At 65.3% G+C, this 25,284-nt stretch carries 30 protein-coding genes; 15 read left to right on the top strand and 15 right to left on the bottom strand.

Annotated elements, in window-relative coordinates:
• Positions 1-58: 58 nt before the first annotated feature.
• From B0E46_RS01100 to rimI, 3 genes are read left to right on the top strand one after another with little or no spacing between them, the layout of a single operon-like run.
• Positions 59-838: a phosphatidylcholine/phosphatidylserine synthase gene (locus B0E46_RS01100; protein WP_077553860.1), complete on the top strand. Its 780-nt coding sequence runs from the start codon at positions 59-61 to the stop codon at positions 836-838.
• Positions 835-1,335 carry a hypothetical protein gene (locus tag B0E46_RS01095; RefSeq protein ID WP_077553859.1) on the top strand — a complete coding sequence of 167 codons (501 nt, stop codon included), beginning with the start codon at positions 835-837 and terminating at the stop codon, positions 1,333-1,335. The genes B0E46_RS01100 and B0E46_RS01095 overlap by 4 nt, the downstream gene beginning before the upstream one ends.
• Positions 1,336-1,340: 5 nt before the next feature.
• On the top strand, positions 1,341-1,823 hold the full coding sequence (gene rimI / locus B0E46_RS01090) for a ribosomal protein S18-alanine N-acetyltransferase (RefSeq protein ID WP_077553858.1): 483 nt from the start codon (positions 1,341-1,343) through the stop codon (positions 1,821-1,823).
• Positions 1,824-1,901: 78 nt separating this feature from the next.
• On the opposite strand, the gene B0E46_RS01085 is transcribed toward rimI, so the two are convergent.
• Entirely contained in the window at positions 1,902-4,730 is a 2,829-nt protein-coding gene (locus B0E46_RS01085) for a valine--tRNA ligase (RefSeq protein WP_077553857.1), read from the bottom strand.
• Positions 4,731-5,070: 340 nt separating this feature from the next.
• Here B0E46_RS01085 and B0E46_RS01080 point away from each other — a divergent pair, with 340 nt between their 5' ends.
• Together B0E46_RS01080 and B0E46_RS01075 are read left to right on the top strand one after the other, a co-directional pair.
• Positions 5,071-5,367, top strand: coding sequence for a type II toxin-antitoxin system RelE/ParE family toxin (locus B0E46_RS01080; protein ID WP_077553856.1), 297 nt, complete (start codon positions 5,071-5,073; stop codon positions 5,365-5,367).
• Between the two features lie 4 nt (positions 5,368-5,371).
• Positions 5,372-5,689, top strand: coding sequence for an addiction module antidote protein (locus B0E46_RS01075; RefSeq protein WP_077553855.1), 318 nt, complete (start codon positions 5,372-5,374; stop codon positions 5,687-5,689).
• A 148-nt stretch (positions 5,690-5,837) separates the two neighbouring features.
• Here B0E46_RS01075 and B0E46_RS17600 read toward each other — a convergent pair whose 3' ends face one another.
• The 5 genes from B0E46_RS17600 to B0E46_RS01055 all read right to left on the bottom strand — a co-directional run bounded on the left by B0E46_RS17600 (position 5,838) and on the right by B0E46_RS01055 (position 9,232).
• Positions 5,838-5,984: a hypothetical protein gene (locus tag B0E46_RS17600; RefSeq protein WP_168171106.1), complete on the bottom strand. Its 147-nt coding sequence runs from the start codon at positions 5,982-5,984 to the stop codon at positions 5,838-5,840.
• A 165-nt stretch (positions 5,985-6,149) separates the two neighbouring features.
• A complete protein-coding gene (gene hemE, locus B0E46_RS01070; RefSeq protein WP_077553854.1) occupies positions 6,150-7,220 on the bottom strand; it encodes a uroporphyrinogen decarboxylase in 1,071 nt (356 codons plus the stop codon).
• 5 nt (positions 7,221-7,225) lie between these two features.
• On the bottom strand, positions 7,226-7,486 hold the full coding sequence (locus B0E46_RS01065; RefSeq protein ID WP_077553853.1) for a WGR domain-containing protein: 261 nt from the start codon (positions 7,484-7,486) through the stop codon (positions 7,226-7,228).
• Between the two features lie 94 nt (positions 7,487-7,580).
• Complete coding sequence (aroB, locus tag B0E46_RS01060) at positions 7,581-8,678, bottom strand: 3-dehydroquinate synthase (RefSeq protein ID WP_077553852.1); 1,098 nt, start codon at positions 8,676-8,678, stop codon at positions 7,581-7,583.
• Positions 8,675-9,232, bottom strand: a complete 558-nt coding sequence (locus B0E46_RS01055; protein WP_077553851.1) for a shikimate kinase — start codon at positions 9,230-9,232, stop codon at positions 8,675-8,677. The genes aroB and B0E46_RS01055 overlap by 4 nt, the downstream gene beginning before the upstream one ends.
• Positions 9,233-9,267: 35 nt before the next feature.
• Here B0E46_RS01055 and B0E46_RS01050 point away from each other — a divergent pair, with 35 nt between their 5' ends.
• Positions 9,268-10,116: an SDR family oxidoreductase gene (locus B0E46_RS01050; RefSeq protein ID WP_254424996.1), complete on the top strand. Its 849-nt coding sequence runs from the start codon at positions 9,268-9,270 to the stop codon at positions 10,114-10,116.
• Between the two features lie 27 nt (positions 10,117-10,143).
• Positions 10,144-10,488: a YbjQ family protein gene (locus B0E46_RS01045; RefSeq protein WP_077553850.1), complete on the top strand. Its 345-nt coding sequence runs from the start codon at positions 10,144-10,146 to the stop codon at positions 10,486-10,488.
• A gap of 53 nt (positions 10,489-10,541) precedes the next feature.
• Here the strand turns inward: B0E46_RS01045 and B0E46_RS01040 are convergent, their stop codons facing one another.
• Positions 10,542-11,372 (bottom strand): kinase, encoded by an 831-nt coding sequence (locus tag B0E46_RS01040; protein ID WP_077554147.1) that lies wholly within the window; start codon positions 11,370-11,372, stop codon positions 10,542-10,544.
• A 239-nt stretch (positions 11,373-11,611) separates the two neighbouring features.
• Between B0E46_RS01040 and pdxH the strand changes: the two genes are divergently transcribed.
• From pdxH to B0E46_RS01025, 3 genes are read left to right on the top strand one after another with little or no spacing between them, the layout of a single operon-like run.
• Positions 11,612-12,199: a pyridoxamine 5'-phosphate oxidase gene (pdxH, locus tag B0E46_RS01035; RefSeq protein ID WP_254424995.1), complete on the top strand. Its 588-nt coding sequence runs from the start codon at positions 11,612-11,614 to the stop codon at positions 12,197-12,199.
• Complete coding sequence (locus tag B0E46_RS01030; RefSeq protein WP_077553848.1) at positions 12,196-12,636, top strand: secondary thiamine-phosphate synthase enzyme YjbQ; 441 nt, start codon at positions 12,196-12,198, stop codon at positions 12,634-12,636. Before pdxH ends, B0E46_RS01030 begins: the two co-directional genes overlap by 4 nt.
• A 19-nt stretch (positions 12,637-12,655) precedes the next feature.
• The gene (locus B0E46_RS01025) at positions 12,656-13,453 is read left to right on the top strand and encodes a cobalamin-binding protein (RefSeq protein ID WP_168171105.1); all 798 of its coding nucleotides are present in this window, start codon (positions 12,656-12,658) and stop codon (positions 13,451-13,453) included.
• 138 nt (positions 13,454-13,591) lie between these two features.
• Here the strand turns inward: B0E46_RS01025 and B0E46_RS01020 are convergent, their stop codons facing one another.
• Positions 13,592-14,167: a YggT family protein gene (locus B0E46_RS01020; protein ID WP_077553846.1), complete on the bottom strand. Its 576-nt coding sequence runs from the start codon at positions 14,165-14,167 to the stop codon at positions 13,592-13,594.
• Entirely contained in the window at positions 14,164-14,988 is an 825-nt protein-coding gene (gene proC / locus B0E46_RS01015; protein WP_077553845.1) for a pyrroline-5-carboxylate reductase, read from the bottom strand. The genes B0E46_RS01020 and proC overlap by 4 nt, the downstream gene beginning before the upstream one ends.
• Positions 14,989-15,354: 366 nt before the next feature.
• Between proC and B0E46_RS01010 the strand changes: the two genes are divergently transcribed.
• Positions 15,355-16,392 carry a type IV pilus twitching motility protein PilT gene (locus B0E46_RS01010; protein ID WP_077553844.1) on the top strand — a complete coding sequence of 346 codons (1,038 nt, stop codon included), beginning with the start codon at positions 15,355-15,357 and terminating at the stop codon, positions 16,390-16,392.
• A gap of 96 nt (positions 16,393-16,488) precedes the next feature.
• Positions 16,489-17,658 (top strand): PilT/PilU family type 4a pilus ATPase, encoded by a 1,170-nt coding sequence (locus B0E46_RS01005; protein WP_077553843.1) that lies wholly within the window; start codon positions 16,489-16,491, stop codon positions 17,656-17,658.
• 103 nt (positions 17,659-17,761) lie between these two features.
• On the opposite strand, the gene B0E46_RS01000 is transcribed toward B0E46_RS01005, so the two are convergent.
• The 6 genes from B0E46_RS01000 to gshB all read right to left on the bottom strand — a co-directional run bounded on the left by B0E46_RS01000 (position 17,762) and on the right by gshB (position 23,568).
• A complete protein-coding gene (locus tag B0E46_RS01000) occupies positions 17,762-19,549 on the bottom strand; it encodes a hypothetical protein (protein ID WP_077554146.1) in 1,788 nt (595 codons plus the stop codon).
• A 147-nt stretch (positions 19,550-19,696) separates the two neighbouring features.
• Positions 19,697-20,623, bottom strand: coding sequence for an aspartate carbamoyltransferase catalytic subunit (locus tag B0E46_RS00995; protein ID WP_077553842.1), 927 nt, complete (start codon positions 20,621-20,623; stop codon positions 19,697-19,699).
• 30 nt (positions 20,624-20,653) lie between these two features.
• The gene (gene ruvX / locus B0E46_RS00990; protein WP_077553841.1) at positions 20,654-21,100 is read right to left on the bottom strand and encodes a Holliday junction resolvase RuvX; all 447 of its coding nucleotides are present in this window, start codon (positions 21,098-21,100) and stop codon (positions 20,654-20,656) included.
• On the bottom strand, positions 21,097-21,666 hold the full coding sequence (locus tag B0E46_RS00985; RefSeq protein WP_077553840.1) for a YqgE/AlgH family protein: 570 nt from the start codon (positions 21,664-21,666) through the stop codon (positions 21,097-21,099). Before B0E46_RS00985 ends, ruvX begins: the two co-directional genes overlap by 4 nt.
• A gap of 58 nt (positions 21,667-21,724) precedes the next feature.
• The gene (locus tag B0E46_RS00980; protein WP_077553839.1) at positions 21,725-22,594 is read right to left on the bottom strand and encodes an energy transducer TonB; all 870 of its coding nucleotides are present in this window, start codon (positions 22,592-22,594) and stop codon (positions 21,725-21,727) included.
• Positions 22,591-23,568, bottom strand: a complete 978-nt coding sequence (gene gshB, locus B0E46_RS00975) for a glutathione synthase (protein ID WP_077553838.1) — start codon at positions 23,566-23,568, stop codon at positions 22,591-22,593. The genes B0E46_RS00980 and gshB overlap by 4 nt, the downstream gene beginning before the upstream one ends.
• A gap of 400 nt (positions 23,569-23,968) precedes the next feature.
• Between gshB and pilG the strand changes: the two genes are divergently transcribed.
• The 3 genes from pilG to B0E46_RS00960 are packed head-to-tail and all read left to right on the top strand — an operon-like array spanning position 23,969 to position 25,264.
• Positions 23,969-24,334, top strand: coding sequence for a twitching motility response regulator PilG (gene pilG, locus B0E46_RS00970; RefSeq protein ID WP_077446430.1), 366 nt, complete (start codon positions 23,969-23,971; stop codon positions 24,332-24,334).
• A 22-nt stretch (positions 24,335-24,356) separates the two neighbouring features.
• On the top strand, positions 24,357-24,728 hold the full coding sequence (locus B0E46_RS00965) for a response regulator (protein ID WP_077553837.1): 372 nt from the start codon (positions 24,357-24,359) through the stop codon (positions 24,726-24,728).
• Positions 24,725-25,264, top strand: a complete 540-nt coding sequence (locus B0E46_RS00960) for a chemotaxis protein CheW (RefSeq protein WP_077553836.1) — start codon at positions 24,725-24,727, stop codon at positions 25,262-25,264. The genes B0E46_RS00965 and B0E46_RS00960 overlap by 4 nt, the downstream gene beginning before the upstream one ends.
• Positions 25,265-25,284 lie beyond the last annotated feature (20 nt).

Genomic DNA, 25,284 nt, shown 5'->3' with positions numbered 1-25,284 from the left:
GTCCGGACTCAAGCAGCCGATGGTTTACACTGCGCGCATCCTGTCACGGTCTTGATTCATGAGCGAGCCCACGCCCGTACGCCCGCCGCGCCACCGGGGTATTTACCTGTTGCCGAACCTGTTCACCACGGGTGCGATGTTCGCAGGTTTCTACGCGATCATCGCCAGCATCGACGGACGTTTCACCGAGGCTGCGGTGGCGGTGTTCATCGCCGCGGTGCTGGATGGCATGGACGGCCGGGTGGCACGGATGACCGGTACCCAGAGCGAATTCGGCGTGCAGTACGACTCCTTGTCCGACCTGGTCAGTTTCGGGCTGGCGCCGGCGCTGGTGATGTACAACTGGTCGTTGTCGTCGCTGCGCGATTTCGGTTCGCTGTGGGGCAAGCTGGGCTGGGCTGCCGCCTTCATCTATGCGGCCTGCGCGGCGCTGCGGCTGGCGCGCTTCAATACCCAGGTCGGCGTGGCCGACAAGCGCTATTTCCAGGGGCTGGCCAGCCCGGCTGCCGCTGCCGTGTGCATGTCGTTCGTGTGGAGCGCGGAAAAGTCGGGTTTTTCCGGCGACGAGCTGTGCTTCGTGACACCGGTGATGGCGATGGTCGTGGGCCTGCTGATGGTCAGCCGGTTTCGCTACTTCAGCTTCAAATCGCTGCCGATGGGCGACAGTCAGCGTGTGCCCTTCGCCTGGATGGTTGGCGCCGTGTTGTTGCTGGCCCTGCTGGTGCTGGATACCGCCCGCGTACTGTTCGTCGGCTTCACGATCTACCTGCTGTCCGGTCCGGTGTGGACGATCTGGGGACTGGCCACGCATCGCCGTTCAAGGCGCAACGTGGCATGAATCTTCCGCTGCGCCAGCCGATGAGTGCCAATCAGCGCGCCCGCGTCTTGCGGGCCTTGGGTGTGGTGCCATGGGTGCGTCGCACAGCATCCGCGGTGCCGGCCGGTCACGTCGCGCCAGCCGAGCCGGCAAACACAGCCGCCGAAGCGGCTGCCGGCAGCCTCTGCGTGGTGGTGCTTCCGGAGACCTGCAGCACGCGCGAGCTCGATCTGCTGGGGCGTGCATTGAGCGCATGCGGGGCGACCCTGGCACGTGCCGCGCGGGTGAGCGTGGACAGCGGACAACTGGTCGACGTGCCGGAGGCACGTGCCTATCTGGTCTTCGGTGAGGCGCAGGCGCATGCGCTGGGTCGCAGCTTGCCGGCAGCGGTGATGCACCGCGCGCAGATCGTGCTGGCCGATGAGCCTGCCCAGGTGCTGACCAGTGCGGCGGCCAAGCGGCGGCTGTGGAGCGCGTTGCGCAGCTTGCGCCGCGTGCTGGCCACGGCAGGCGGCTAATCGCGATGGTCGCGGTCGTCAAACCGGTTATCCAGGTGCGCGCCATGCGCGCCAAGGACCTGTCCACAGTCAGTGCGATGGAGGTGGCCTCCTACGAATTCCCGTGGTCGCACGGCATCTTCAACGACTGCCTGAAAGCCGGGCATCCGTGCTGGGTATTGTGCGTGGACGCGATGGTTGCCGGTTACGGCATCCTGTCGATGGGTGCGGGCGAGGCGCATCTGCTGAATATCTGCATCGCGCCGGACTATCGTGGCAAGGGACTGGGTCGGCACCTGCTTGGCCGGCTGCTGGATATCGCGCGGTGGAATGGCGCCGAACGGCTGTTCCTCGAAGTGCGCCCGTCGAACCCGCTGGCCAAGACGCTGTACGAGTCGGCAGGGTTCAGCGAGATCGGGCGCCGGCCGCGCTATTACCCGGCGCGCGACGGACGCGAGGATGCGATCGTGATGGCGCTCGATATGGCCGAAGGCCATATCGAGAAATAGCCAAGGACGCCCTTGATCTTCCCCTTCCGACGGCAGGGCGGAGCGTACAGGGCCAGCAAACCCACGAGATACCGAACGTCACCCCAGCTTCTGCGCCTGCTCTCGCAACGCGGTCAGCGTAGTGTTCCAGTCGGTGATGCGCTGATGCTCCTGGGTGACGACCTCGGCGGGTGCATTGGCGACGAAGTTGGCGTTGCCGAGTTTGCCTTCGCATTTCTTGATCTCGATCTCGATGCGGCTGATTTCCTTGGCCAGACGCGTCTTTTCGGCGTCAAGGTCGATCAGTCCGGCCAGCGGGATCATCACGCGCAATGTACCGACCACCGCCGCCGCCGCCGCGGGTTCGTCGGCTCCGCTTTCGATCCATTGTGGCGCCTCGGTGCGGGCGAGGAAGGCGATCTGGGTGGCGAATTTCGCCACGCGGGCACGATCACCGGCGTCGCCGTCGGCGAGCAGCAGCGGGATCGTCTTGGCCGGCGAGATGTTCATTTCCGAGCGGATCTTGCGGATGCCGTTGAGCACGCTCTTGAACCATTCGATTTCGGCCGTGGCGGCATCATCCGCAGCGATCTCGTCGGCGCGGGGCCACGGCCGCTGCATCAAGCTGTCGTCGGTGAGCTTGAGCTTCGGTGCCACCGACTGCCAGATTTCCTCGGTGATGAACGGAATGATCGGATGCAGGGCGCGCAGCACACTTTCCAGCACCACCAGCAGGGTGTGGCGGGTGGATGCCGCGGCGTTCGCGCCGTCGCCATTCAAGGCCGGCTTGGACAGCTCCAGGAACCAGTCGCAATACTCGTTCCAGACGAACTCATAGAGCGACTGCGCCAGCAGATCGAAGCGGTAGGTGACGAAGTGCTGTTCGACTTCGCCGAGAGTCTGCTTCAGGCGGGTAAGGATCCAGCGTTCCGCCTCGGTCACTGGCGCCCCTGCCGGCGCAGCGATCTCGCCCTCGGGCAGGTTCATCAGCACAAACCGCGCGGCATTCCACAGCTTGTTGCAGAACGCCTTGTAGCCTTCGGCGCGCTTGATGTCGAAGTTGATCGTGCGGCTGTAGCTGGCCAGCGCGGCGAAGGTGAAGCGCAGCGCATCGGTGCCGATTGCCGGGATGCCGTTGGGGTAGTCCTTGCGGACACGCTTCTCGACCTTCTCGCGCACCTGCGGGATCAGCAGGGATTTGGTGGATTTCGCCACCAGCGGCTCCAGCTCGATGCCGTCGATCAGGTCCAGCGGGTCCAGCGTGTTGCCCTTGGACTTGGACATCTTCTGGCCTTCCGCATCGCGCACGATCGCGTTGATGTAGACCTCGCGGAACGGCACCTGGCCGGTGAAGTACTTGGTCGCCATCACCATGCGTGCGACCCAGAAGAAGATGATGTCGAAGCCGGTGACCAGCACCGCGCTGGGCAGGAAGAGCTTGTCCTGCTCCCAGTTCGCCACGACTTCGCCGCGCTCGTTCTTCACCGGGCCATTGGCCGGCCAGCCCAGCGTGGAGAACGGCCACAGCGCCGAGCTGAACCAGGTGTCGAGTACGTCGTCGTCCTGGCGCAGCGCGCCGACCGGCGCGACGGTGGCGGACTTGCGTGCGTCTGCCTCGTCCTCGCCCACGAAGATGTTGCCGGCCTCGTCGTACCACGCCGGGATGCGATGGCCCCACCACAGCTGGCGGCTGATGCACCAGTCCTGGATGTTGTCCAGCCACTGCGTGTAGGTGGTCGCCCAGTTTTCCGGCACGAACTTGATCTCGCCCGAACGCACCGCGTCCAGCGCCGGCAGGGTGATCGCCTGGCGACCGCCCGGACGTCCATCGGCGAGCGTGTCGGAGGTGAGGTCGACGAACCACTGGTCGGTCAGCATCGGCTCGATCACCGCGTCCGAGCGGTCGCTCACCGGCACCTGCAGCTTGTGCGGCTTGGTTTCGACCAGCAGGCCGGCGGCTTCGAGATCGGCCAGCACGCGCTTGCGCGCGTCGTAGCGATCCAGCCCGCGATACTTTTCCGGTGCGTTGTCGTTGACCTTGGCGGCCAGCGTGAAGATGGTGATCGGCGCCAGCTTGTGGCGCTGGCCGATCGCGTAGTCGTTGAAATCGTGCGCCGGGGTGATCTTCACGCAACCGGTGCCGAAATCCTTGTCGACGTAGTCGTCCGCGATCACCGGAATCTCGCGATCCGCCAGCGGCAGCTTCAGTGTCTTGCCGACCAGATGCGCATAACGCTCGTCCTCCGGATGCACGGCCACGGCGACGTCGCCCAGCATCGTCTCCGGGCGGGTGGTGGCCACGACCACGCTCTCGTCGCTGCCCACGACCGGGTAGCGGATCGACCACATGTGGCCGTCGCGCTCGACATTGTTCACTTCCAGATCGGACACGGCGGTGCCCAGTACCGGGTCCCAGTTCACCAGCCGGTTGCCGCGGTAGATCAGCCCCGCGCGATACCAGTCGACGAACACCTTGCGCACCGCGGCCGAGAGACCCTCGTCCATCGTGAAACGCTCGCGCGACCAGTCCGCGGCGGCGCCGATGCGGCGCATCTGGTTGGTGATGGTGGAGCCGGACTCCTCCTTCCACTTCCACACGCGCTCGACGAAGGCATCGCGGCCCAGGTCATGCCGCGTCCTGTCCTCGAGCGCCAGCTGGTTCTCCACGATCTTCTGCGTGGCGATGCCCGCATGGTCCGTACCGACCTGCCACAGCGTGTTCATGCCGCGCATGCGCTGGTAGCGCACCAGCATGTCCATCACCGTCTGCTGGAACGCATGCCCCATGTGCAACGTGCCGGTGACATTCGGCGGCGGCAGCAGGATGCAGTACGGGTCGCCCTTGCCCGATGGCTTGAACGCGCCGCTGGCTTCCCAGCGGGCATACCACGTCGACTCGATCTGGGCGGGTTCGAAACTCTTTTCCATCGGGATTGGGCTCGGTGGCGCGCGCAAGGCGCGCGCTTTGTCATAGGGATAAGCGGGCCATTGTACGGGGAGGGGGCTGGGCTGCCAAAAATGGGCCGCTGCAAGTTTTGCTCCCTCTCCCTCCGGGAGAGGGTCGGGGTGAGAGTTCGGGACTTGCGGGATGCCAATGTCGGCCGCCGTCTCAGCCCAATGTGGGAGCGACTTCAGTCGCGATGCTCTGACCGTTTGGTTGAGTGGCGAAGAGCTTTCGTGCGCCTGCGGCGCCCGAGTCACCTTGTCTCTTGCGTGGCGATGCTTTTGGATGCATTGACGCTCGTATCCAAAAGGATACAATGCTTCGGTGAACACATTCCATCGCACGGCAGCGTTCGATACCTGGCTTTCGGCGCTCAAGGACGGCATCGGCAAGGCGCGCATTGCGCAGCGCATTCGCGCGGCGGAACTGGGCCACTTCGGCGATACCAAGCCAGTAGGCGAAGGCGTTTCCGAAATGCGGATACACGTCGGCCCCGGATATCGTGTGTATTACATGCGAATCGGCAGCGTGGTCTACCTGTTGCTGGCTGGCGGCAGCAAAACCAGCCAGCGACACGACATCAAGCAAGCGCTGGATATGGCTCGCGCACTGAAGGAGTAGCTCCATGAAAACCGTCAAAGCCAACCCTGCAGCGCTGAAGGCACTGGGCGTCAAACCTTTTGATGCCGCTGACTATCTCGACAGTGATGAGGCCGTCGCCGAGTACCTGACCGCAGCGCTGGAATATCCCGATCCCGATCTGTTCCTCACCGCCATCAAGGACGTCGCCCGCGCTCGCGGCATGGCTCAGCTGGCGCGAGACACGGGCCTTGGCCGCGAAAGCCTGTACAAGGCACTTTCCACGGGCGCCAAGCCACGCTACGACACTGTGTTGAAGGTGCTCAATGCACTGGGTGTGCGGTTGCAGGCTGTTGCGGCGTAACGGAGGGAACGAACACACCGCCGAGCGCCTTTCGTTCGTCATTCCGGCGAAAGCCGTTGATAGCGTTCATCTTGGCTCAAGTGTGCCTAGCTCATGTGCAGTTCCACTTGGCGGTGAAGCTGCGCAGGCTACCGCACCTGTGCCGGCCCTACCCCTCGGGGTGATGCATTTCAGAATTGAATTCGCCCTCCAACGCGGCCAGTTCCTTTGAAAGCCCGGCTGCTGCCCGTTCGAGGAGCTTGCCATCGACATGGTGGAACGGATACGCGTGGGCGTTGCGGTTCAATTCGTCCATGAGGCTACCGAGGGCAACCGTGCAGGAGATATGTAGCGCTTCGTTCCCAACATGAGCCTCCGAAGCTTGTGCCCTGTTATAGCTGGCAGTTACTGCTCCAAATAAACCCATAACCCTGTCCTTGACTGTTCTTTGGTAAATAAAACGGCGAAAGTCGGCAACCTCTTAGCAGTCGCGCAGCGTGCGCCCATACGCGTGCACTTCGTCCACCAGCACCTTCACATGCTCCGGATCGACTTCCGGCGTGATGCCGTGGCCGAGGTTGAACACGTGGCCGGGATGGTTGCCGTAGCTGTCGAGCACGGCGCGGGCTTCGCGGCGGATCACCTCGGGGCTGGCGCGCAGGATCGCGGGGTCGAGGTTGCCTTGCAGGGCGACCTTGCCGGCGACGGCGCGGCGTGCGTCGGCCAGATCCATGGTCCAGTCGACGCCGAGCGCGGTGCAGCCGGTGTCAGCCATGTCGGCGAGGTGCTGGCCGGCGCCTTTGGAGAACAGGATCACTGGGAGTTCGCCGGCGTGCGGGTCGGCCTTCAGGGCGGCGACGATTTGCGCCATATAGCGTAGCGAGAATTCGCGGAACGGCGCGGGGCCGAGCAGGCCACCCCAGGTGTCGAAGATCATCAGCGCCTGCGCGCCGGCGGCGGCCTGGGCGATCAGGTAGGCCGCAACGGCCTGTGCCAGCGTGTCCAGCAACTGGTGGGCAAGTTTCGGTTCGTTCCAGCACATCGCCTTCAGCGTGGCGAAATCCTTCGAGCCGTGGCCCTCGACCATGTAGCAGGCCAGCGTCCACGGGCTGCCGGAGAAGCCGATCAGCGGCACGCGGCCGCGAAGCTCCTGACGGATCAGTCGCACGGCATCCATCACGTAACGCAGTTCGCCGTCCATGTCGGGCACGGCGAGTTTCGCGATATCGACCGCCGTACGTACCGGGCGCGCGAACTGCGGGCCTTCGCCCTGCGCGAACGACAGGCCCAGGCCCATCGCGTCGGGGATGGTGAGGATGTCGGAGAACAGGATCGCGGCATCGAGCTCGAAGCGTTCCAGCGGTTGCAGGGTGACTTCGCAGGCGAACTCGGGGTTCTGCGCCAGGCCCATGAAACTGCCGGCGCGCTCGCGGGTGGCGCGGTACTCGGGCAGGTAGCGGCCGGCCTGGCGCATCACCCAGATCGGGGTGGTGTCGGTGGGTTCGCGGCGCAGTGCGCGCAGGAAGCGGTCGTTCTTCAACACATCATTCATTTCAATCAACGTCCGTACGGGCCTTCCAGCCCCTGGGCAAACATCAGGCGGAAGCCACGCTTGAGCTGGGCGTCACGTGCTTTCTCGAACGCGCTGACCGCCTCGTCGCGCTCCAGGAACTGCTCGCGCTTCATGGTCGCGCGGCCGCCCTGGGTGCCGGATTCGCGATACAGCGTCCAGCCGCCGAGCAGATCCTGCTCCAGCGTGATCTGGACGTAGCGGGGTGCGTCGGCGCTACCGGGCACGGTTTGCAGATAGAGGCGCATGGGTTCCGGATGGACTGTGCGGCACGCCGCAAACGTGAGCATTCTAGAAGGCTGGCGGCCGGGTAGCGAGCGCGCCGGTGACGCAGCTGATCGGTTATGCCGGTATGGCAGTCTGCAACACGGCCAGTACATCGGCTTCGGCGACGCCCGCGACGATCTCCGCGTGGCCAATGCCGCGCCACAGGATCAGCCGCAATACGCCGGCGGTGTTCTTCTTGTCCAGCCGCATCAGCGCGAGCAGTTGCGGCGCTTCCATGCCGGGCGGGATTGCCGTGGGCAGGCGGAGTTTTTCCAGCAGCTGCCGTAGCCGCGCGGTATCGGCGGCGGTGCTCATGCCAAGGCGCTCGGACAGCTGCGCGGCCAGCAGCATGCCGATCGCCACGCCTTCGCCGTGCAGCAGGGTGGTGTAGTGGCCGGCGGTTTCCAGCGCGTGGCCGAAGGTATGGCCGAGGTTGAGCAGGGCGCGTTCGCCCTGCTCGGTTTCGTCGCGGGCGACCACGCCGGCCTTGTAGCGCACCTTGCGCGCGATCGCCTCCAGCACGGTGGCGGGATCGCGTGCCGCCAGCGCGCCGGCATGCTGTTCCAGCCAGGCGAAGAACGGTTCGTCGCCGATCGCCGCGCCCTTGATCACTTCGGCAAGTCCGGCGCGGTATTCGCGTACGGGCAGGGTGGCCAGCGTGTCGATGTCGGCGATCACCGCGCGCGGCTGGTGGAACGCGCCGGCGAGGTTCTTGCCGACCGGCAGGTTGACGCCGGTCTTGCCGCCGACCGAGGAATCGACCATCGCCAGCAGGGTGGTCGGCATCTGGATGAAGTCGATGCCGCGCATCCAGCACGCGGCGCTGAAGCCGGCCAGATCGCCGACCACGCCGCCGCCCAGTGCGATCACGCAGGCATCGCGGGTGGCGCCGAGCTGGCCGAGCGCTTCCAGCGCGCGCCCGACATTGGCGAAGCTCTTGTGCGCCTCGCCGTCGTCGAGCAGGAACGACGACCAGTGCAGGCCTTCCAGCCCCTGGGCGATGCGATCGAGATACAGCGGCGCCACCGTGGTATTGCTGATCACCAGCGCATGCCGGCCGCGCAGCATGGCGCGCCAGCGAGTGTGGTCAGTAAGCAGGCCGGCGCCGATCCATACCGGATAGCTGCGCTGGCCGAGGGCGACGGTGATGGTCTGGAGTGCCGGGTGGTTCATGCGCTCTGCTGCTGCCATGGATGGAGTGGACGCTGCCAATGATGATCGATCAGCGCGATGCAGCGGTCAGTGGCGGCGGCGACGCTGCCGTGTTCGCCGGGGATGGCCAGATCGGCGAGGTCGCGATACAGCGGCTCGCGTACTTGCGCCATTGCCTGCAGTCGTTCATGCCGGTTTGGCACGGCCAGCAGCGGGCGGTGATGGTCGCGTTCCAGCCGCTCCAGCTGCTGCTCGATGCTGGTCTGCAGCCACGCCACATAGCCGCGTTCGCGCAGAAGCTGGCGATTGTGTTCGGCCAGCACGATGCCGGCGCCGGTGGCGAGCAGCACGCCGTGGCGCCGGCTGCATTCGTCGAGCAGCGCGCTTTCACGCTGGCGGAAGCCGGCCTCGCCCTCGATCTCGAAGATGGTGTTGACGTTCACGCCGCAGTGGCGTTCGATTTCCTGGTCGAGATCGACGAACGGCAGGCCATAATGCGCGGCGAGTCGCCGCCCGATCGACGTCTTGCCGGCGCCGGTCGGGCCGATGATGAAAAGGTTGTGCGACGGATTCATGCGCAGATGCTAACAGGGCGGATTCGACGGCTGTGGTGAAAGACGCGGTGGCGAACGAGCGGATCTTGCTGGCTGGCTGCGGCGACCTGGGCCTGCGTGTCGCGCAGCGCCTGCGGGCGCGTGGCGAGGAGGTGTGGGCCTTGCGGCGCTCGCCGCCAGTGTCGGCAGGCAGCGGCATCCACTGGCTGCGCGGCGACCTGACCCGGCCGGAAACCCTGTGTGAACTGCCCGCCGGCATCGCCCGGGTGGTCTACCTGCCGACGCCGGACCGGCGCGATGCGACGGCCTATCGCCGCACGTTCGTGGATGGCTTGCGGCACCTGCTCGATGCACTCGATCACGCGCACTTGCAGCGCGTGCTGCTGGTTTCCTCCAGCGCGGTGTATGGCGAACACGCGGGCGGCTGGGTCGATGAAGGCACGCCGCCGGCACCGCCCGGATTCAACGGCAGCGTGTTGCTGGAGGCCGAGCAGTGGCTCGCCACGCAATCGGTGCCTGCGATCGTGCTGCGGCTGGCCGGCTTGTACGGCCCGGGCCGATTGCAGTTGATCGAACGCCTGCGGGCCGGTCAGGCCAAGGTGCCGCGTGCACAACCGCATTGGGCCAACCGCATCCATGTCGACGATGCCGCCGCAGCCATCGTGCACCTGCTGCAGCTGGCCGGTCCACTGCCGCTGTATCTTGGGGTGGATGACACGCCGCTGCCGCTCGATGTGCTGTACGACCACTTGTCTGGCTTGATCGGTGTGCCGCCAGTCGGCGATGGGCCGGCGCCGGCCGGCGTCGGCAGCAAACGGCTCGGCAATGCGCGATTGCGTGCCAGTGGCTTTGTGCCGCAATGGCCGGACGCGCGCGACGGTTATGCGGCACTGCTTGATGCCTGACCCTTCCTCAATTCACGGAGAACCCGCATGGCCAACACTGTTCCGCATCATCAGGTCAGCACCGGCAACGAGATCGTCGGTTGCCGCATCGTGCGTTCGCTCGGCGTCGTGCGTGGGATCACGGTGCGTTCGCGCAGCGTGATCGGCAATCTCGGTGCGGCCCTGCAGACCCTGGTCGGTGGCAACATCTCGATCTACACCGAGTTGTGCGAGAAGGCGCGCGAGGAAGCATTCGAGTTGATGCTGCAGCACGCCGCGGCGATGGGCGCGAATGCAGTGGTGGCAATGCGCTACGACGCCAACGACGTCGCCGAGGGTGTCACCGAAGTGCTGGCATATGGCACTGCGGTGCAGGTGGAGGCTTTGGCGTAGCGGATGATGGTCCGGCGCGCCTGGGTCCGGTCAGGCGTCGAGCCTGGCGCGGCTCAGGCGTGACCGAGCCCGGTCACATGCCGTTCCTCGTCGTATTCCACGCAGCTGTCAGCCTGCGCGGGCAAGGTCGCGAGTGCGTGCCGGCTCAGTCGTTCGAAGTGCGCCAGAAAGCGCGCCAGTGCCTCGGCGTCCATCGCCAGCGGCGCATGGCGCGCCAGCAGGCTCTGTTCCTGCTCGCTGCGCCAGCGGCGCACGATTTCCCAGCCCGGTGCCTGCAGCACGATCAGCGCATCGAATTTGCGCCAGAGCGGCTGGTAGCCGCGCAGCTGCTTGTTGACCCAGTGCCGCCAGCTGCCGTCGGCGTCTTCGATGCGTTCCAGTTCGTTGACGGGAGTGTCCAGTGCGCCCTGCAACTGCGGCTTTATGCCCAGTGCCCAGCCTTCCACGATCACCAGTTTCGGTGGCCGCGTGACGCGCGGCCAGCGCGACGGCGGAATGCGCGTATCGCGGCCCTTGTCGAAACGCGGGTGCGTTACCGGCAGTTTGTCCGAGGCGTGCGGCAGCGCGGCCAGCACCGACAGCAGCAGCTCGATCTCGTGCGTGCCCGGCACGCCGCGTGTGCGCAGCAGGGGATGAACCTGGTGCGCCAGCGTTTCGCGGTCGCTGCGGGAATAATAGAAATCGTCCAGCGACAACACTTCCGTCGGCCAGCCACGCGCCTCGGCTTGCGCCTTCATCACCTGCGCCAGCGTGCTCTTGCCGCTGCCTTGCAGGCCGGACAACCCGAGGATGTACGGCCGCCGCGAACGGGCGATGCGCCCCGCGTATTGGTCAAGCAGGTGGCCGGCGAGGGCTTCGTTCTGCTGGCTGGCTAAAGACATCATCAACGCCGTACCGCCCTGCATGAAGATGGATCGGTAGCTGCCATGCCATGCCGGCGGGATATCCGGCAGACGGCTCTGTCCACGTCGTCGCAAGAATATGCCGCGACAGGGCGTCCTGCCATCGGTCCATGCGCCAAGGCGATACAGGTAGGGCAGGGCGTTGCACTATGATCGGTCATGTTCATCCGCGCCATGATGGCGCGTGTCGGCCACGATGCAAAAGGAAAGTTAAAGACGCCATGCTCACCCTCGAGATCCTGGATACCTTTAGGCGACTGCTGGACGAGGCCAAGGCCAGCGGCGAGCCTGAGCCGACGGCAATGAACCTGGCCACGGTCGACAGTTCCGGCCGGGTCGCCTCGCGCATCGTGCTGCTCAAGGGTGTCGACGAGCGCGGTTTTCGCTTCTATACCAATTATCAGAGCGACAAGGGCAGCCAGTTGGAGGCGCACCCCCAGGTGGCCCTGTGCATCCACTGGAAACAGCTGCGCGAAGGCGTGCAGGTGCGTGTCGAAGGCGCCGCCCGCAAACTGCAGGACGAAGAGTCGGATGCCTATTTCGCCAGCCGTGCGCGTGGCAGCCAGATCGGAGCCTGGGCCTCGCTGCAGTCGCAGACGCTGCCGGACCGCGAGACGTTCGAACAGCGGCTGGCGCGTTACGAACACGAATTCGATGGGCGCGAAGTAACCCGGCCGCCGCACTGGGGTGGCTACGTGGTGGAGCCGGACACGCTGGAGTTCTGGTACGGCGCCCAATTCCGCTGGCACGAGCGGGTGCGCTGGAGCCGCCACGGCCAGACCTGGACCAGCCGGCTGTTGTACCCATGACCCGTCCGCTGCCCGCGGAGCATGTCGCGCAGGACGGTTTCGTCGTGCACACGCGCGGCCGCGGCTTCAGCGAAATCACCGCGCAGGTTGGCAATGCGATAACTGCCAGTCGCGTGCACACCGGCATCGCGAACATTTTCACGGCACATACCAGCTGTTCGCTGCTGCTGGGCGAGAACGCCGATCCGGCGGTGCGCGAGGACCTGGAACGCTGGTTCGCCCGCGCGGTGCCCGACGGCGATGCGATCTTCCGGCACGACGCGGAGGGTCCGGACGACATGTCCGCGCACGTGCGCTCGATCCTCACCGGCGTCAGCCTCACCGTGCCGGTGCATGGCGGCAAGCTGCTGCTCGGTACCTGGCAAGGCATCTATCTGTGGGAGCATCGCATCGATCCGCATCAGCGCAAGGTCACGGTGACCGTGCTGGGGCATTGAGCGCGTGACCGGTCGAGTCGTGCCAGACCACTATCCGCAGCGCATCGTCTGCCTCACCGAGGAGCCGACCGAGGTGCTGTACGCGCTGGGCGAACAGGACCGCATCGTCGGCATCTCCGGGTTCACGGTGCGGCCGGCGCGGGCGCGCAAGGAGAAGCCGAAGGTCTCGGCGTTCATCAGCGCCAAGATCGGCGAGATCCTGAAGCTCGAACCGGACCTGGCGATCGGCTTCTCCGACATCCAGGCCGACATCGCGCGCGAGCTGATCAAGGCCGGCGTCGAGGTGTGGATCAGCAACCATCGCAGCGTCGACGGCATCCTTGCCTACATTCGGCGGCTCGGCGCGATGGTCGGTGCGCACGGAAAGGCCGAGGCCTATGCGCAGCGTGCCGAGGAGCACATCGCCGAGGTTCGTGCCGCCGTTGCGCAATTGCCGCGACGGCCGAAGGTGTATTTCGAGGAGTGGGACGAGCCGATCATCACCGGCATCCGCTGGGTCGCGGAGATCGTCGGCATCGCCGGCGGCGACGACTGTTTTCCCGAACTCGCCCGCGAGCCGCTGGCGAAGCAGCGCATCCTGCCAAACGGCGACGAAGTGGTGCGGCGTGCGCCGGACATCATCCTCGGCTCGTGGTGCGGCAAGCGCTTCCGGCCGGAAAAAGTCGCGGCGCGGCCGGGTTGGGAAACCATTCCCGCGGTGCGCAACGGCGACCTCTACGAGATCAAGTCGCCGATCATCTTGCAGCCGGGGCCGGCGGCGTTGTTCGACGGGCTGGATGCGATCCACCGGATCATCGCCGAATGGACGTTGCGCTGAGCGGCCAGCGTTGCTGATGGTGGCTTGAGCGTGGCCTCAGGGCGAAGAGCGTTGGGTCGCAGCAAGGGATCGAGCGCCCTTCGTTTCAAGCCATCAACGCCTGGTAAAGCCGCTACGGTGGCGGCCATCGATCATCGCTCAGCCGAGCATGGCCAACCGGGCGCCCAGATCGAGCAGTGGCGCGGCAATCAGCAGGCGCGCCAACAGCAGCACGATCATCACCGCCATCGGCGCGAAGTCGATTTGCCCGGCAATCAGTTTGCCGTGCAGCGGACGCAGCAGCGGCTCGATGATCGTGCCGGCCAGGCGCAGCAGCGGTTGCCGCCGATCCACGGCAAACATGCTGAGCAGCGACCAGCCGAACAGCAGCACGATGTAGAACAGCAGCGCAAAATCGAGCAGTTCGGCCAGGGCCATCAATAGCAGTCCCGCGGGATGCGGCACGATGCCGAGCATCGCAAACAGCAGCAGGCGCTTCAGCAGCATCGCCAGCCATGCCAGCAGCAGGGCCGCCAGATTGACCCGGCGCCAGTTCGGCAGCACGCGCCGGATCGGGGCCAGCACCGGGTTGGTATAGCGATAGATGAACTGGCTCAGTGGGTTGTTGAAATCCGCGCGGCAGGCTTCAGCCGCCACGCGCAGCAGCAACAGCGTGACCACGGCCTCGAAGGCCAGTTCGATCAGCATGGAAAGGGCGTTCAGCAGGTAGCTCAAGAGAGAGTGTCCAGTTGGGCGGCCAGTTCCTCGCCGCGACGGGTAGCGGCAGCGACGGCGCGGGCGACGATGCGCGGCAGGCCATCCGTGCCGAAGCTTTCCAGCGCGGCCTGGGTGGTGCCGTTGGGCGAGGTGACGCGTTGGCGCAGCACGGCAGGATCCTCGCCGCCCTCGACCAGCATGCGGCCGGCACCGAGGCAAGTCTGCGTGGCCAGCGCGCGGGCGGTGTCGCGCGGCAGGCCTTGCGCGACGGCGGCGGCCTCCAGTGCTTCGACCAGGGCGAAGAAGTAAGCGGGGCCGGAGCCGGACAGCGCGGTGACGGTGTCCATCAGCGCCTCATCGTCGATCCAGCGGGTGATGCCGGCGGTGTCGAGGATGTGTTGCGCCTGTGCCTTCTGCGATGGGCTGACCCGGTTGTTGGCGCACAGGCCGGTGGCGCCGGCACCGATCAGTGCCGGGGTATTCGGCATGCAGCGCACGATCGGCAGGCCGCTGCCGAACCAGCGTTCCAGCTGGTCCAGCCGCACGCCGGCGGCGATCGAGATCAGCAGCGGGCGGTTGCGTTGCAAGGTGTCGCGCAGCTCGACATGGATCGCCGGCATGATCTGCGGCTTGACCGCCAGCACGATCACCTCGGCCTGGGCGGCGGCAAGGCGGTTTTCGGCGTAGCAGGCGACCCCGAATTCGCGGCCGAGCGCATGTCGGGCCTCGGCCAGCGGTTCGGCGACGCGGATGGTCGACGCGGCCACGCCGGTTTTCAGCAGGCCGCCGATCAGGCTGCGCGCCATGTTGCCGCCGCCGATGAAGGCAAGTTGGGTCATGCAAGGGTTCCTCGATCATCCAGGCCGCTACCTTACCGGAGCCGGCGCGGTTGCAAGCTGGTTCATGGGTATGGCGGGGCACCGATACAAGCGGTAGCGGGTCCGGACGACGGCTGGACGATGGCTTTGATGGCCAGGTTGCGAACCAGGTCGACAGTTTGTGCGTCGGCGATGGGAAAGACTGGCCGCACAGGCGGTTGCGCGAGTAGTATCGACGCGGCTGCAAGGGGAATCGGTGGTTCGACAGGGTGGCTCGAGTGGTGGCTGCGCCATGCGCTGCGGTGCACCATGCCTGTGGATCCCATCCGGTTCCCGCTGCGGCATCCAATTCATGCCATCCAGACGATCGGTTGAGGGGAACGACAGATGGACATTGCCGAACTGCTTGCCTTCTCGGTGAAGAACAAGGCCTCGGACTTGCACCTGTCCGCCGGGCTGCCGCCGATGATTCGCGTTGACGGCGACGTTCGCCGCATCAACATTCCCGCGCTTGAGCACAAGCAGGTGCATTCGCTGGTGTACGACATCATGTCGGACAAGCAGCGGCGCGATTACGAGGAATTCCTAGAGACCGACTTCTCGTTCGAGATTCCCGGGCTGGCGCGTTTCCGCGTCAATGCGTTCACCCAGAACCGTGGCGCCGGCGCGGTGTTCCGCACCATTCCGTCCGAAGTGCTGACGCTGGAGGACCTGGGCTGCCCGCGCATCTTCAAGGAACTGATCGAGCAGCCGCAGGGCCTGATCCTGGTGACCGGTCCGACCGGCTCGGGCAAGTCGACTACGCTCGCGGCGATGGTCGACCACATCAACAAGAACGAATACGGCCACATGCTCACGATCGAGGATCCGATCGAGTTTGTGCATACCTCGCAGAAGTGCCTGGTCAACCAGCGCGAAGTGCACCGCGACACGCACGGCTTCAACGAGGCGCTGCGTTCGGCGCTGCGCGAGGATCCGGATTACATCCTGGTCGGCGAGTTGCGCGATCTGGAAACCATCCGTCTGGCGCTGACCGCGGCGGAAACCGGCCACTTGGTGTTCGCCACCGTGCATACCAGCTCGGCGGCGAAGACGATCGACCGCATCATCGACGTGTTCCCCGCCGGCGAAAAACCGATGGTGCGTTCGATGCTGTCCGAGTCGCTGCGCGCGGTGATTTCGCAGTCGTTGCTGAAGAAGGTCGGCGGCGGCCGCATCGCGGCGCACGAGATCATGGTCGGCATCCCGGCGATCCGCAACCTGATCCGCGAGGACAAGGTGGCGCAGATGTATTCGTCGATCCAGACCGGCCAGCAATTCGGCATGCAGACGCTGGATCAGTGCCTGCAGGATCTGGTAAAGCGCGGCCTGGTGACGCGTCAGCAGGCCTCCAGCTATGCCAAGAACAAGGAAGGCTTCAAGTAAAACCGGGACGCGGGGAGCGGGCGGCGAGGCGATTGTCGCCCCTGCATCTGCTCTCCGCCCCTGTACTCCGTTTCCTGTCTCCGGAGGAGACCCGCGATGAGCGATTTTGATTTCACCTCGTTCCTGAAGCTGATGGTGCACAAGAAGGCTTCCGACCTGTTCATTACGGCGGGCGTGGCGCCGTCGATGAAGGTGCAGGGCCGCATCGTGCCGATCACCCAGAGCCCGCTCAGCGTGCAGCAGTCGCGCGACATGGTGCTCAACGTGATGACGCCGGGCCAGCGCGAGGAATTCGAGAAGACCCACGAGTGCCAGTTCGCGATTTCCGCGCAGGGTGTCGGCCGTTTCCGTGTGTCGTGCTTCTACCAGCGCAACTGCGTCGGCATGGTGCTGCGCCGGATCGAGTCGAAGATTCCGACGCCGGAGGAGCTGAACCTGCCGCCGGTGATCAAGCAGCTGGCGATGACCAAGCGCGGCATCATCGTTTTCGTCGGCGCCACCGGTTCGGGCAAATCGACCTCGCTGGCGGCGATGGTGGGCTATCGCAACCTCAACTCGACCGGTCACATCATCACCATCGAGGACCCGATCGAGTACGTGCACAAGCACGAGGGCTGCATCATCACCCAGCGCGAAGTCGGCATCGATACCGACAGCTGGGACAACGCGCTGAAGAACACGCTGCGCCAGGCGCCGGACGTGATCATGATCGGCGAGGTGCGCACGCGCGAGGGCATGGATCACGCGATCGCCTTCGCCGAAACCGGCCACCTGGTGTTGTGCACGCTGCACGCGAACAACGCGAACCAGGCGATGGATCGCATCCTGCACTTCTTCCCGGAGGACCGTCGCCAGCAACTGCTGATGGACCTGTCGTTGAACCTGAAAGGCATCGTGGCGCAGATGCTGATTCCCACGCCCGACGGCAAGGCACGTCGCGTGGCCGTGGAAGTGCTGCTGGGTACGCCGCTGGCACAGGACTACATCCGCCAGGGCGAGATCCACAAGCTGAAGGAATTGATGAAGGATTCCACCCTGCTCGGCATGAAGACGTTCGACCAGAGCCTGGTCGAGCTGTATCACGCCGGCGAGATCAGTTACGAGGATGCGCTGCGCTACGCCGACAGCTCGAACGAGGTGCGTCTGCGCATCAAGCTGGCGCAGGGTGGCGATGCGCACACCTTGTCGCAGGGACTGGAAGGCGTGGAGCTGGAAGAGACGCGCGACGCGCAGAACTTCGGCGGAAACAATCTGCTGAATCGCTGAGGACGGGCCTGCGCCCTGCGTGGTTTCGGATGCGTCCCGCCCGCGCATGAAAAACCCGGAGCGCTGTGGCGCTCCGGGTTCCTGAGTCGACTGCAGCCGATGGTTACTTCAAGGCCGTCTGGCTGGTGATCACCAGGCCGCTGTCGTCGACATGCATCTCGGCATCGATGCTGTCGACCCGTTCGGCCTGGGCTTTCATGGCTTCGAACTGGGCCTTCGAACGTGCTGCGTTGGCGGCAGCCTGCGCCGCTTCGTCGGAGCTGTCGCCGTCGATCGGCGGCTCGTCGCTCTTGTTGAGTGCCGCCGTGGCCGCGGCCAGGCTGTCGACCTTTTGCTCCAGCAGCTGCAGCCAGTTCAGATACATCGCGCCGCTGAGATGCATGCGGGTCATGCGGCCGGCATCGCCGGCGGGATCTTTCAGTGTATCGGCGAGCTTGGCGTCTTCGCCGGTTCCGATGCCCAGGGCGAGTGCCTTGTCGCTCATCGCCAGCCAGGCGGGCTGACCCAGCATGCTGGTCATGTCCTTGGGTAACGGCAGCGGCTTGCCGTCGTTGCCGGGTTTCAGCTGGGCCAGCGCGGGCACCATCATCTGGCCCGTGGCGAGCAGGCCGGCGGGGTTGTTGCTGCCGAGCACGATGCGCCCGCTGAAGGTGGGCATGCCGGAATCCTTGCCGGGAACCAGGGTGTCCAGCGCAATGCGCAGGCCGAGCATGTCGCCAAAGGGCGGGATGGCGGCCTTCTGCATCGCCGGGCCGAGCTTGGCGAAACTGTCGTTGAGATCGATCAGGGCTGGGCAGGTGAACGGCTTGGCGACCACCGCATCGGCCTGGTCGGACCAGAACGTGCGCAACTGCGCGACCGGCAGCGCCATGCTCAGGTCAAACGGCGCGGTTCCCACGCTGCCGAGGCCAGGCAGGCCCACCTTGAGACCGGCAAAGGCCTTGCTGATGTCGTCGGCCAGCGTCACGTCCAGGCGCATGTCCTGATGCTTCGTGTCGAGCCGGGTGTAGCCGAAATTCACGGCTGGTACGCGCGCGGCGATCCGTGCGGCATCGGTCAAGCAGCTCGGCGAAGTCTGCAGCTGGTTGGCCACCGGTTCACCGGTCTTGGCGAATACGGCCTCGGCTCGCGCCTTGAGGATGGCGGCGAGCAGCGGGTCCTTGCCACCGATGGCCAGCGGCAGGGCGCGGGTCAGGTCCAGGTTGCCGACCATCCACTTCTGGTAGCCCTTGGCCTTGGCCAATGTGCTCAGGCGGCCATCGTCCTGCAGGCTCTTCTGTGGCCGGTCCAGCCCCAGGGCTTCGCGCAACATGGTTGGCGACACGTCGGCCGGCAGCAGCGCAGCCACGGCCTGCTTGCCGACCGTGGCCAGGATCACTTCGGTACCCGAGGCGGCGAAGACGTATTTGCGGTAGCTCTGTGCACCGATGCTGGCGACCTCCAGCTTCTTGCCGTAGGCGGTTTCCAATCGGCCGATGAAGCCGTCGAAAGCCTTCGGATCGCTCAGTTCGAAGCGTCCGACCGGTGCCAGGCCGAGCCCGTAGAAGGCCGAGAGACCTTTGATGTTCACGCCGGCGCTTTGCGCGAAACCCTCGACGGTCTTGCCGTTGAACTCCGCGCTCAGGGCATGCAGCAGGCGTGCGCCATCGGGATCCTTCGGCGCCAGGCGGTCAGCCGCGGCATTCATCTGGGCCAGTTGCGAGGGCAGCTGTGCGTCGGCCTGGGCGAGCAGGGCCGTGCGGGTGTCGTCGTCCAGGGCCTCCAGATTGGCCACCACATACGGCGTATCCGCTGGCACGAAAGCCAGTGGTGCGTCCTTGTCCTTGTGCCCGCAGGCCGCCAGCATGACGCCAGCAAAGCCCAGCGCGATAAAGCGCTTTGTCGATCGCATGATGATCCCCATGGGTGATGAATACGGCGTCGCTATTATGCCGGTTTGCAGGTTGCTGCGGCGCGGCAACCTGCTGACCGGCGCGGTTTGGCGATGTACGGATTTCCGGTCAGCACCGGCGTGCCCGGCTCGACCTTGGCCTTCGGCTCAACGGGCGAGTACTTCGTTCAATACCGCCATGCGCACGAACACGCCGTTGCCGACCTGTTCCAGGATGCGCGACTGGGCGCCGTCGGCCACGTCCGGGGCGATCTCGATGCCACGGTTGATCGGGCCGGGATGCATCACCAGACATCCTTTCGCGGCCCGTGCCAGGCGACGCTGATCCAGGCCGTAGTGGGCGAAATAGGCGGCTTCGTCCGGCAGGTCGATCGAGGCCATGCGCTCTTTCTGCAGGCGCAGCATGATCACCGCATCGGCACCGTCGATGGCCGCGTCAAAATCGTCGTAGTGCCGGCAGTGTGGGAATTCCTCTGCCGTCGGCATCAGCGGGGTCGGCCCGCACAGGCGGATCTGCTTGATGCCCAGGGTGCTGAATGCGTGGATGTCCGAACGGGCCACGCGCGAATGCCGGATGTCGCCGCAGATCACGACGGTGAGGTTGTCGAAGTCCGGCCGATGCTGGCGGATCGTCAACGCGTCGAGCAGGCCCTGGGTGGGATGGGCCCGGTTGCCGTCGCCGGCATTGATCACCGACACGCCGCTCATCGCGTGGCGCACCAGTTCATCCGGTGTGCCCGAATGCTTGTGACGCACGATGATCGCGTCCAGATGCATGGCTTCCAGCGTGTGCAAGGTGTCGAACAGTTCCTCGCCCTTGCTGGTCGAGGAGAAGCCGATGTCGAAATTGATCACATCCGCGCCAAGCCGGCGCGCCGCCAGTTCGAACGAAGTACGCGTGCGGGTGGAGGGCTCGAAGAACAGGTTAAGCACCGTGCGCCCGGCCAGCACATCGAGCTTGCGGGTGCCATGCGCGCAGGCATCGCGCAGTGCCTCGGCACGGTCGAGCAGGCGCTCGATCGTCTCGCGGGGCAGATGTTCCAGGGTGGTCAGATGGCGCAGGCGAGGGCTCATGGCAGCAGGTCTGAGTGGGAATGGGAGGTTTCAGTGATCGGTGGCGGCGGGCCACGCCTCTGCGCCGCCGAGCCAGCGCTCGACGATGATGGCAGCGGCTTCGGCATCGATGGTTGCGGCATCGCGGCGGCGCTTGAGGCCGGCGGCGCGGGCGGCGGCGAATCGTTCGGCGGCTTCCTGCGAGCTATGCCGTTCGTCGACGAGCACCACCGGCAGGCTGTAGCGACGTTGCAGCTGGACGGCAAAACGGCGTGCATTGCGGCTGGCAGCCTGTTCGGCGCCATCGAGCGCCAAGGGCAGGCCGACGATGAGCGTATCCGGCAACCATTCCTTGCGCAGGCCATCGAGCTGTTGCCAGTCCGGCTCGCCGTCACGCACGGGAATCGTGGTCAGCCCACGCGCGCTGGCGGTGAACGAGTTGCCGATGGCGACACCCGTCAGGCGACTGCCGACATCGAACCCGAGCACACAGCTCATGCGTGGCCCGCGTAGCCGGACAGCTGGCGCGGATCCACCCCGACCAGTCCGGCAGCGGCGCTCCAGCGTTCTTCAAGCGGAGTGTCGAACACCACCCGGCCGCAGGCTTCGGTGGTGAGCCAGGCGTTGGCCATCAGTTCCTGTTCCAGCTGGCCGGCATCCCAGCCGGCGTAACCGAGCACCATGATGGCCTGGCGTGGGCCTTCGCCGGCGGCCATCGCAACGAGGATGTCGCGCGAAGTGGTGACCGACCAATCGGCGTTGACGCGATAGCTGGCTTCCCAGTCACCGGGATCGCGGTGCAGCACGAAGCCGCGCTCTTGCTGCACCGGGCCGCCGATCAGCACCGGGGCATCGGCCAGCTCGCTGTCTGCGCACTCGAGCCGCATCTGCGCCAGCACGTCGCCGAAGCGGTATTCGGACAACTGGTTTACCAGCAGTCCGACCGCACCGTCCTCGTTGTGCTGGCACAGCAGCGCCACGCCGCGTTGGAACGGCGGCTCGGCCAGCCCCGGCATGGCGATCAGGAAGTGCCCGGTGAGGGTGGAGAGTTGCCCGGAAGTCATGCCCGCATTGTATGCGCACTGCCGTGTGCGCGGCGCATTCCGCAGCCGGAGCGGGTCCTCAGTGCGTCTCCAGCACGTCGTTCGGCTGGAACTCCCAGGTGCGGGTGATATTGAGCTGGTCCAGGGCTTCGCTGGTATGCGGCGCGGGTGGATAGGGCGCGGCCAATCGCACAATCTGTTGCGCAGCGGCGTCCAGCAGCGGCTGGCCGGAACTCCGGATCACCTTGATGTCATCAATGCTGCCGTCGAGGTTGAGTACCACGGTAAGCAGCACGTCGCCGTGCAGGCCGCGACGGCGTGCCTCTTCGGGGTAATTGAGATTGCCGACCCGTTCGACCCGTTCGGCCCAGCCGCTCAAATAAGCCGCATACACATCCGATTTGGTGTTCGCGGTGAGGTATTTGACCTTGGGGCGCTTGGCGTATTCCGTTTTTTGCTTGCGCAGTGCCGCTTCCAGCTTTGCTGCTTCCTGCTGAGACTGCAGCTCGGCCGCCGTCTGGGCTTGATCCTGCGGGTCGATCCGGGTCTGCGCACTATCGCTGGTGACACTGAAGTCGGTTGCCCCGCTGGTAGTGACCATCCGTGTGGGAGTGGCTTCGCGCGGCTGCGGCGTGGCGGCTTCGACGGCCTGGGCCGCCGTACCGGTATCAGGCTTGGGCAGCACGCCGGAAAATGGTTGCGACGGTCGCCCAGCCTGGTCGCTCTGGCCACCGCCACGGTTATTGGCCTGCGCCAGGAAATCGGCCTTGTCCGGCGTTTCCTGGTTCGCCACATTGACCAGGGTCACATCGAGCGTGGGCAGGCTGGGACTGGATTTGGCGAAGTGAAAAGTGATGCCGAGCAGCAGCACGCCATGCAGCAGCAACGAGAACAGCAAGGTGGCACCGATCGGATCCGGGGCGCTGGAGACGGTTGCGGGGGTGCTCACGCGGTGCGATTTCCAATGACGTGCTGCTCGATGACGTCGAACAGCTGGCCGGCAATGTTAATCCCGAACTGCGCATCCAGCTCACGTACGCAGGTCGGGGATGTGACGTTGATCTCGGTCAGGTAGTCGCCGATCACGTCCAGCCCCACAAACACCAGGCCGCGCCGACGCAGCTCAGGCGCTACCTGCGCCACGATCCAGCGGTCGCGGTCGGACAGTGGTACGCCGACGCCACGGCCGCCCGCAGCGAGATTGCCGCGGAACTCGTTGCCTTGCGGAATGCGTGCGAGTGCGTAAGGCACCGGCTCGCCATCGATGACCAGGATGCGTTTGTCGCCGGCGGTGATCTCCGGGATGTATTTCTGCGCGATGGTCAGCTGCCGCCCGGCGCCATGCGCATCGCCGCCGAGCAGGGTTTCCAGCATCGAGTTGAGATTGCTGTCGCCGGCCTTGACCCGGAAGATGCCGCGCCCGCCCATGCCGTCCAGCGGTTTCAGCACAACTTCGCCATGTTCGGCCGCAAAGCGGCGCAGCTCGCCAGCGTCGCGCGAAACCAGGGTGGGAGCGATGCATTGCGGGAAAGTCAGCGCGAACAGCTTCTCGTTGCAGTCGCGCAGCGATCGTGGACGGTTGATGACGTTGACGCCGCCATGCTCGGCCGCTTCCAGCACCATCGTGTCGTAGATGAACTGGGCGTCGACCGGCGGATCCTTGCGCATCAGTACCACGTCGAGTTCGCGCAGGTCGCGCCACTGCGCCTGCCCCAGCGTGTGCCAGTGCTGCGGATCTTCGCGCACGGCGAGCGGTGCGATCCGGCCCCACGGCGCGCCATCGCGCAGCGCCAGGTCACCTTGTTCGAAGTAGTGCAATGCGTGACCGCGTCGCTGGGCTTCCAGCAGCATCGCGAAGCTGGTGTCCTTGGCGATCTTGATCGCGCCGATGGGGTCCATCAGCACGCCGACCGAAAGGGTCATGTGATTCTCCATGTGTTGCCTGGATAAGGCGGGGTTGGCAGGCAGGCACTGATCGCCCGATCCATATAGTAAGTGGATGCTCGTCGGGTATCTCGCCGGGGCAACAGGATCGCTGATGATTCGATGGCTGTCGCAGACGGCCAGATGGTGCCACTATGGGTCACGTGGGGCGGCAATCCGAACTATTGCTTGACAGTCTCGGCGGGCAGGCAGTAAACAGCAAAGCCTTGGGGGCTCTGCCACAGAGCGGGTTTCCGGTGGTTCGTTTCGAAATTTTTTACATGTACGCCGTACGGCATGGCTGTTGCATGCCTTGGTGTCTATCCTGAGCTCGGGCTGGGCCGCAGGGGGAGTAGTGAATTTGAACGTGAGTGCTAATGACTTGGCTGGTCTCAAGGTCATGGTGATTGATGACTCCAAGACCATCCGCCGCACGGCGGAAACCCTGCTGAAAAAAGAGGGTTGCGAGGTGTTGACCGCGGTCGACGGGTTCGAGGCGCTGGCCAAGATCTCCGACCAGAAGCCTGCGATCATCTTCGTCGACATCATGATGCCGCGGCTGGATGGTTATCAGACCTGCGCGCTGATCAAGAACAACCCACTTTTCCGCGCCACGCCGGTGATCATGCTGAGCTCGAAGGATGGCCTGTTCGACAAGGCCCGCGGGCGCATCGTGGGCGCCGAACAGTATCTGACCAAGCCGTTCACGCGGGACGAGCTGCTTGGTGCCATCCATCGCCATGTCAGCACGGTACCCAACCGCTGACTGCAGATTCTGAGGGGGACCTGTGGCCACTATTCTCATCATCGACGATTCGCCGACCGACGTGCGCGTGTTCACCACGCTGCTTGAGCGTGCCGGCCATCAAGTCTTTGCTGTCGGGACTGCCGAAGAGGGTATCGAGCGCGCGCGCGCCGAGCTGCCTCATCTGATCATCATGGACGTGATCATGCCCGGCATGAATGGCTTCCAGGCAACCCGCACGCTGACCCGCGATCCAGTCACGTCGGCAGTGCCGATCGTGATGATCACCACCAAGTCGATGGAAACCGACCGGGTATGGGGCTTGCGCCAGGGCGCCCGCGCGTTCATCACCAAGCCGGTGAACGAGAAGGAACTGCTGGGCTGTATCAACGAATTGCTGTCGAGCGCGACATGAACCAGTCCGTCAATCGCACCCCGTTCGAAATCCTGGCCCGCTACGAGCGGTTGTCGCTGGCGCACGCGTCCGATACGCAGGACAAACTGGAGGCGCCCGGGTTGTGGCGTGGCATCGGTTTCCGCGTCGGTCATCGCGTGCTGGTCAGCGGCATCGACGAGATCAACGAGTTGCTGGCGGTGCCCACGCTCACGCCGGTACCGGGCACCCGGTCGTGGCTGCTCGGCGTGGCCAACGTGCGCGGCAATCTGGTGCCGGTGGTCGATTTCGGCCGGTTCCTGTTCGGCGAGCGCACGCTGCACTCCGATCGCACCCGTCTCCTGATCGTGCGTCAGGGCAGTGGCAACGTGGCGCTGCTGGTCGACGAAGTGTTCGGGCAGCGCACGGTGGATGAACAACAGCGACGCGAGGTCGAGCGCGAGGATGATCCGCGGCTGGCCCGTTTCGTGGAAAACCGGGTGGGCGAACAACAGCTGGCGATTTTCAGCATGAGCCGACTGGTGCGCGCACCTGATTTTCGACAGGCGGCGGCCTGAGCTGAACACGGTTGCATATA

Source organism: Rhodanobacter sp. B04, from assembly GCF_002001125.1.
Lineage (GTDB): Bacteria > Pseudomonadota > Gammaproteobacteria > Xanthomonadales > Rhodanobacteraceae > Rhodanobacter.
The sequence above is the reverse complement of the archived record's forward strand: the minus strand, read 5'-3'. Positions and strand labels throughout refer to the sequence as shown.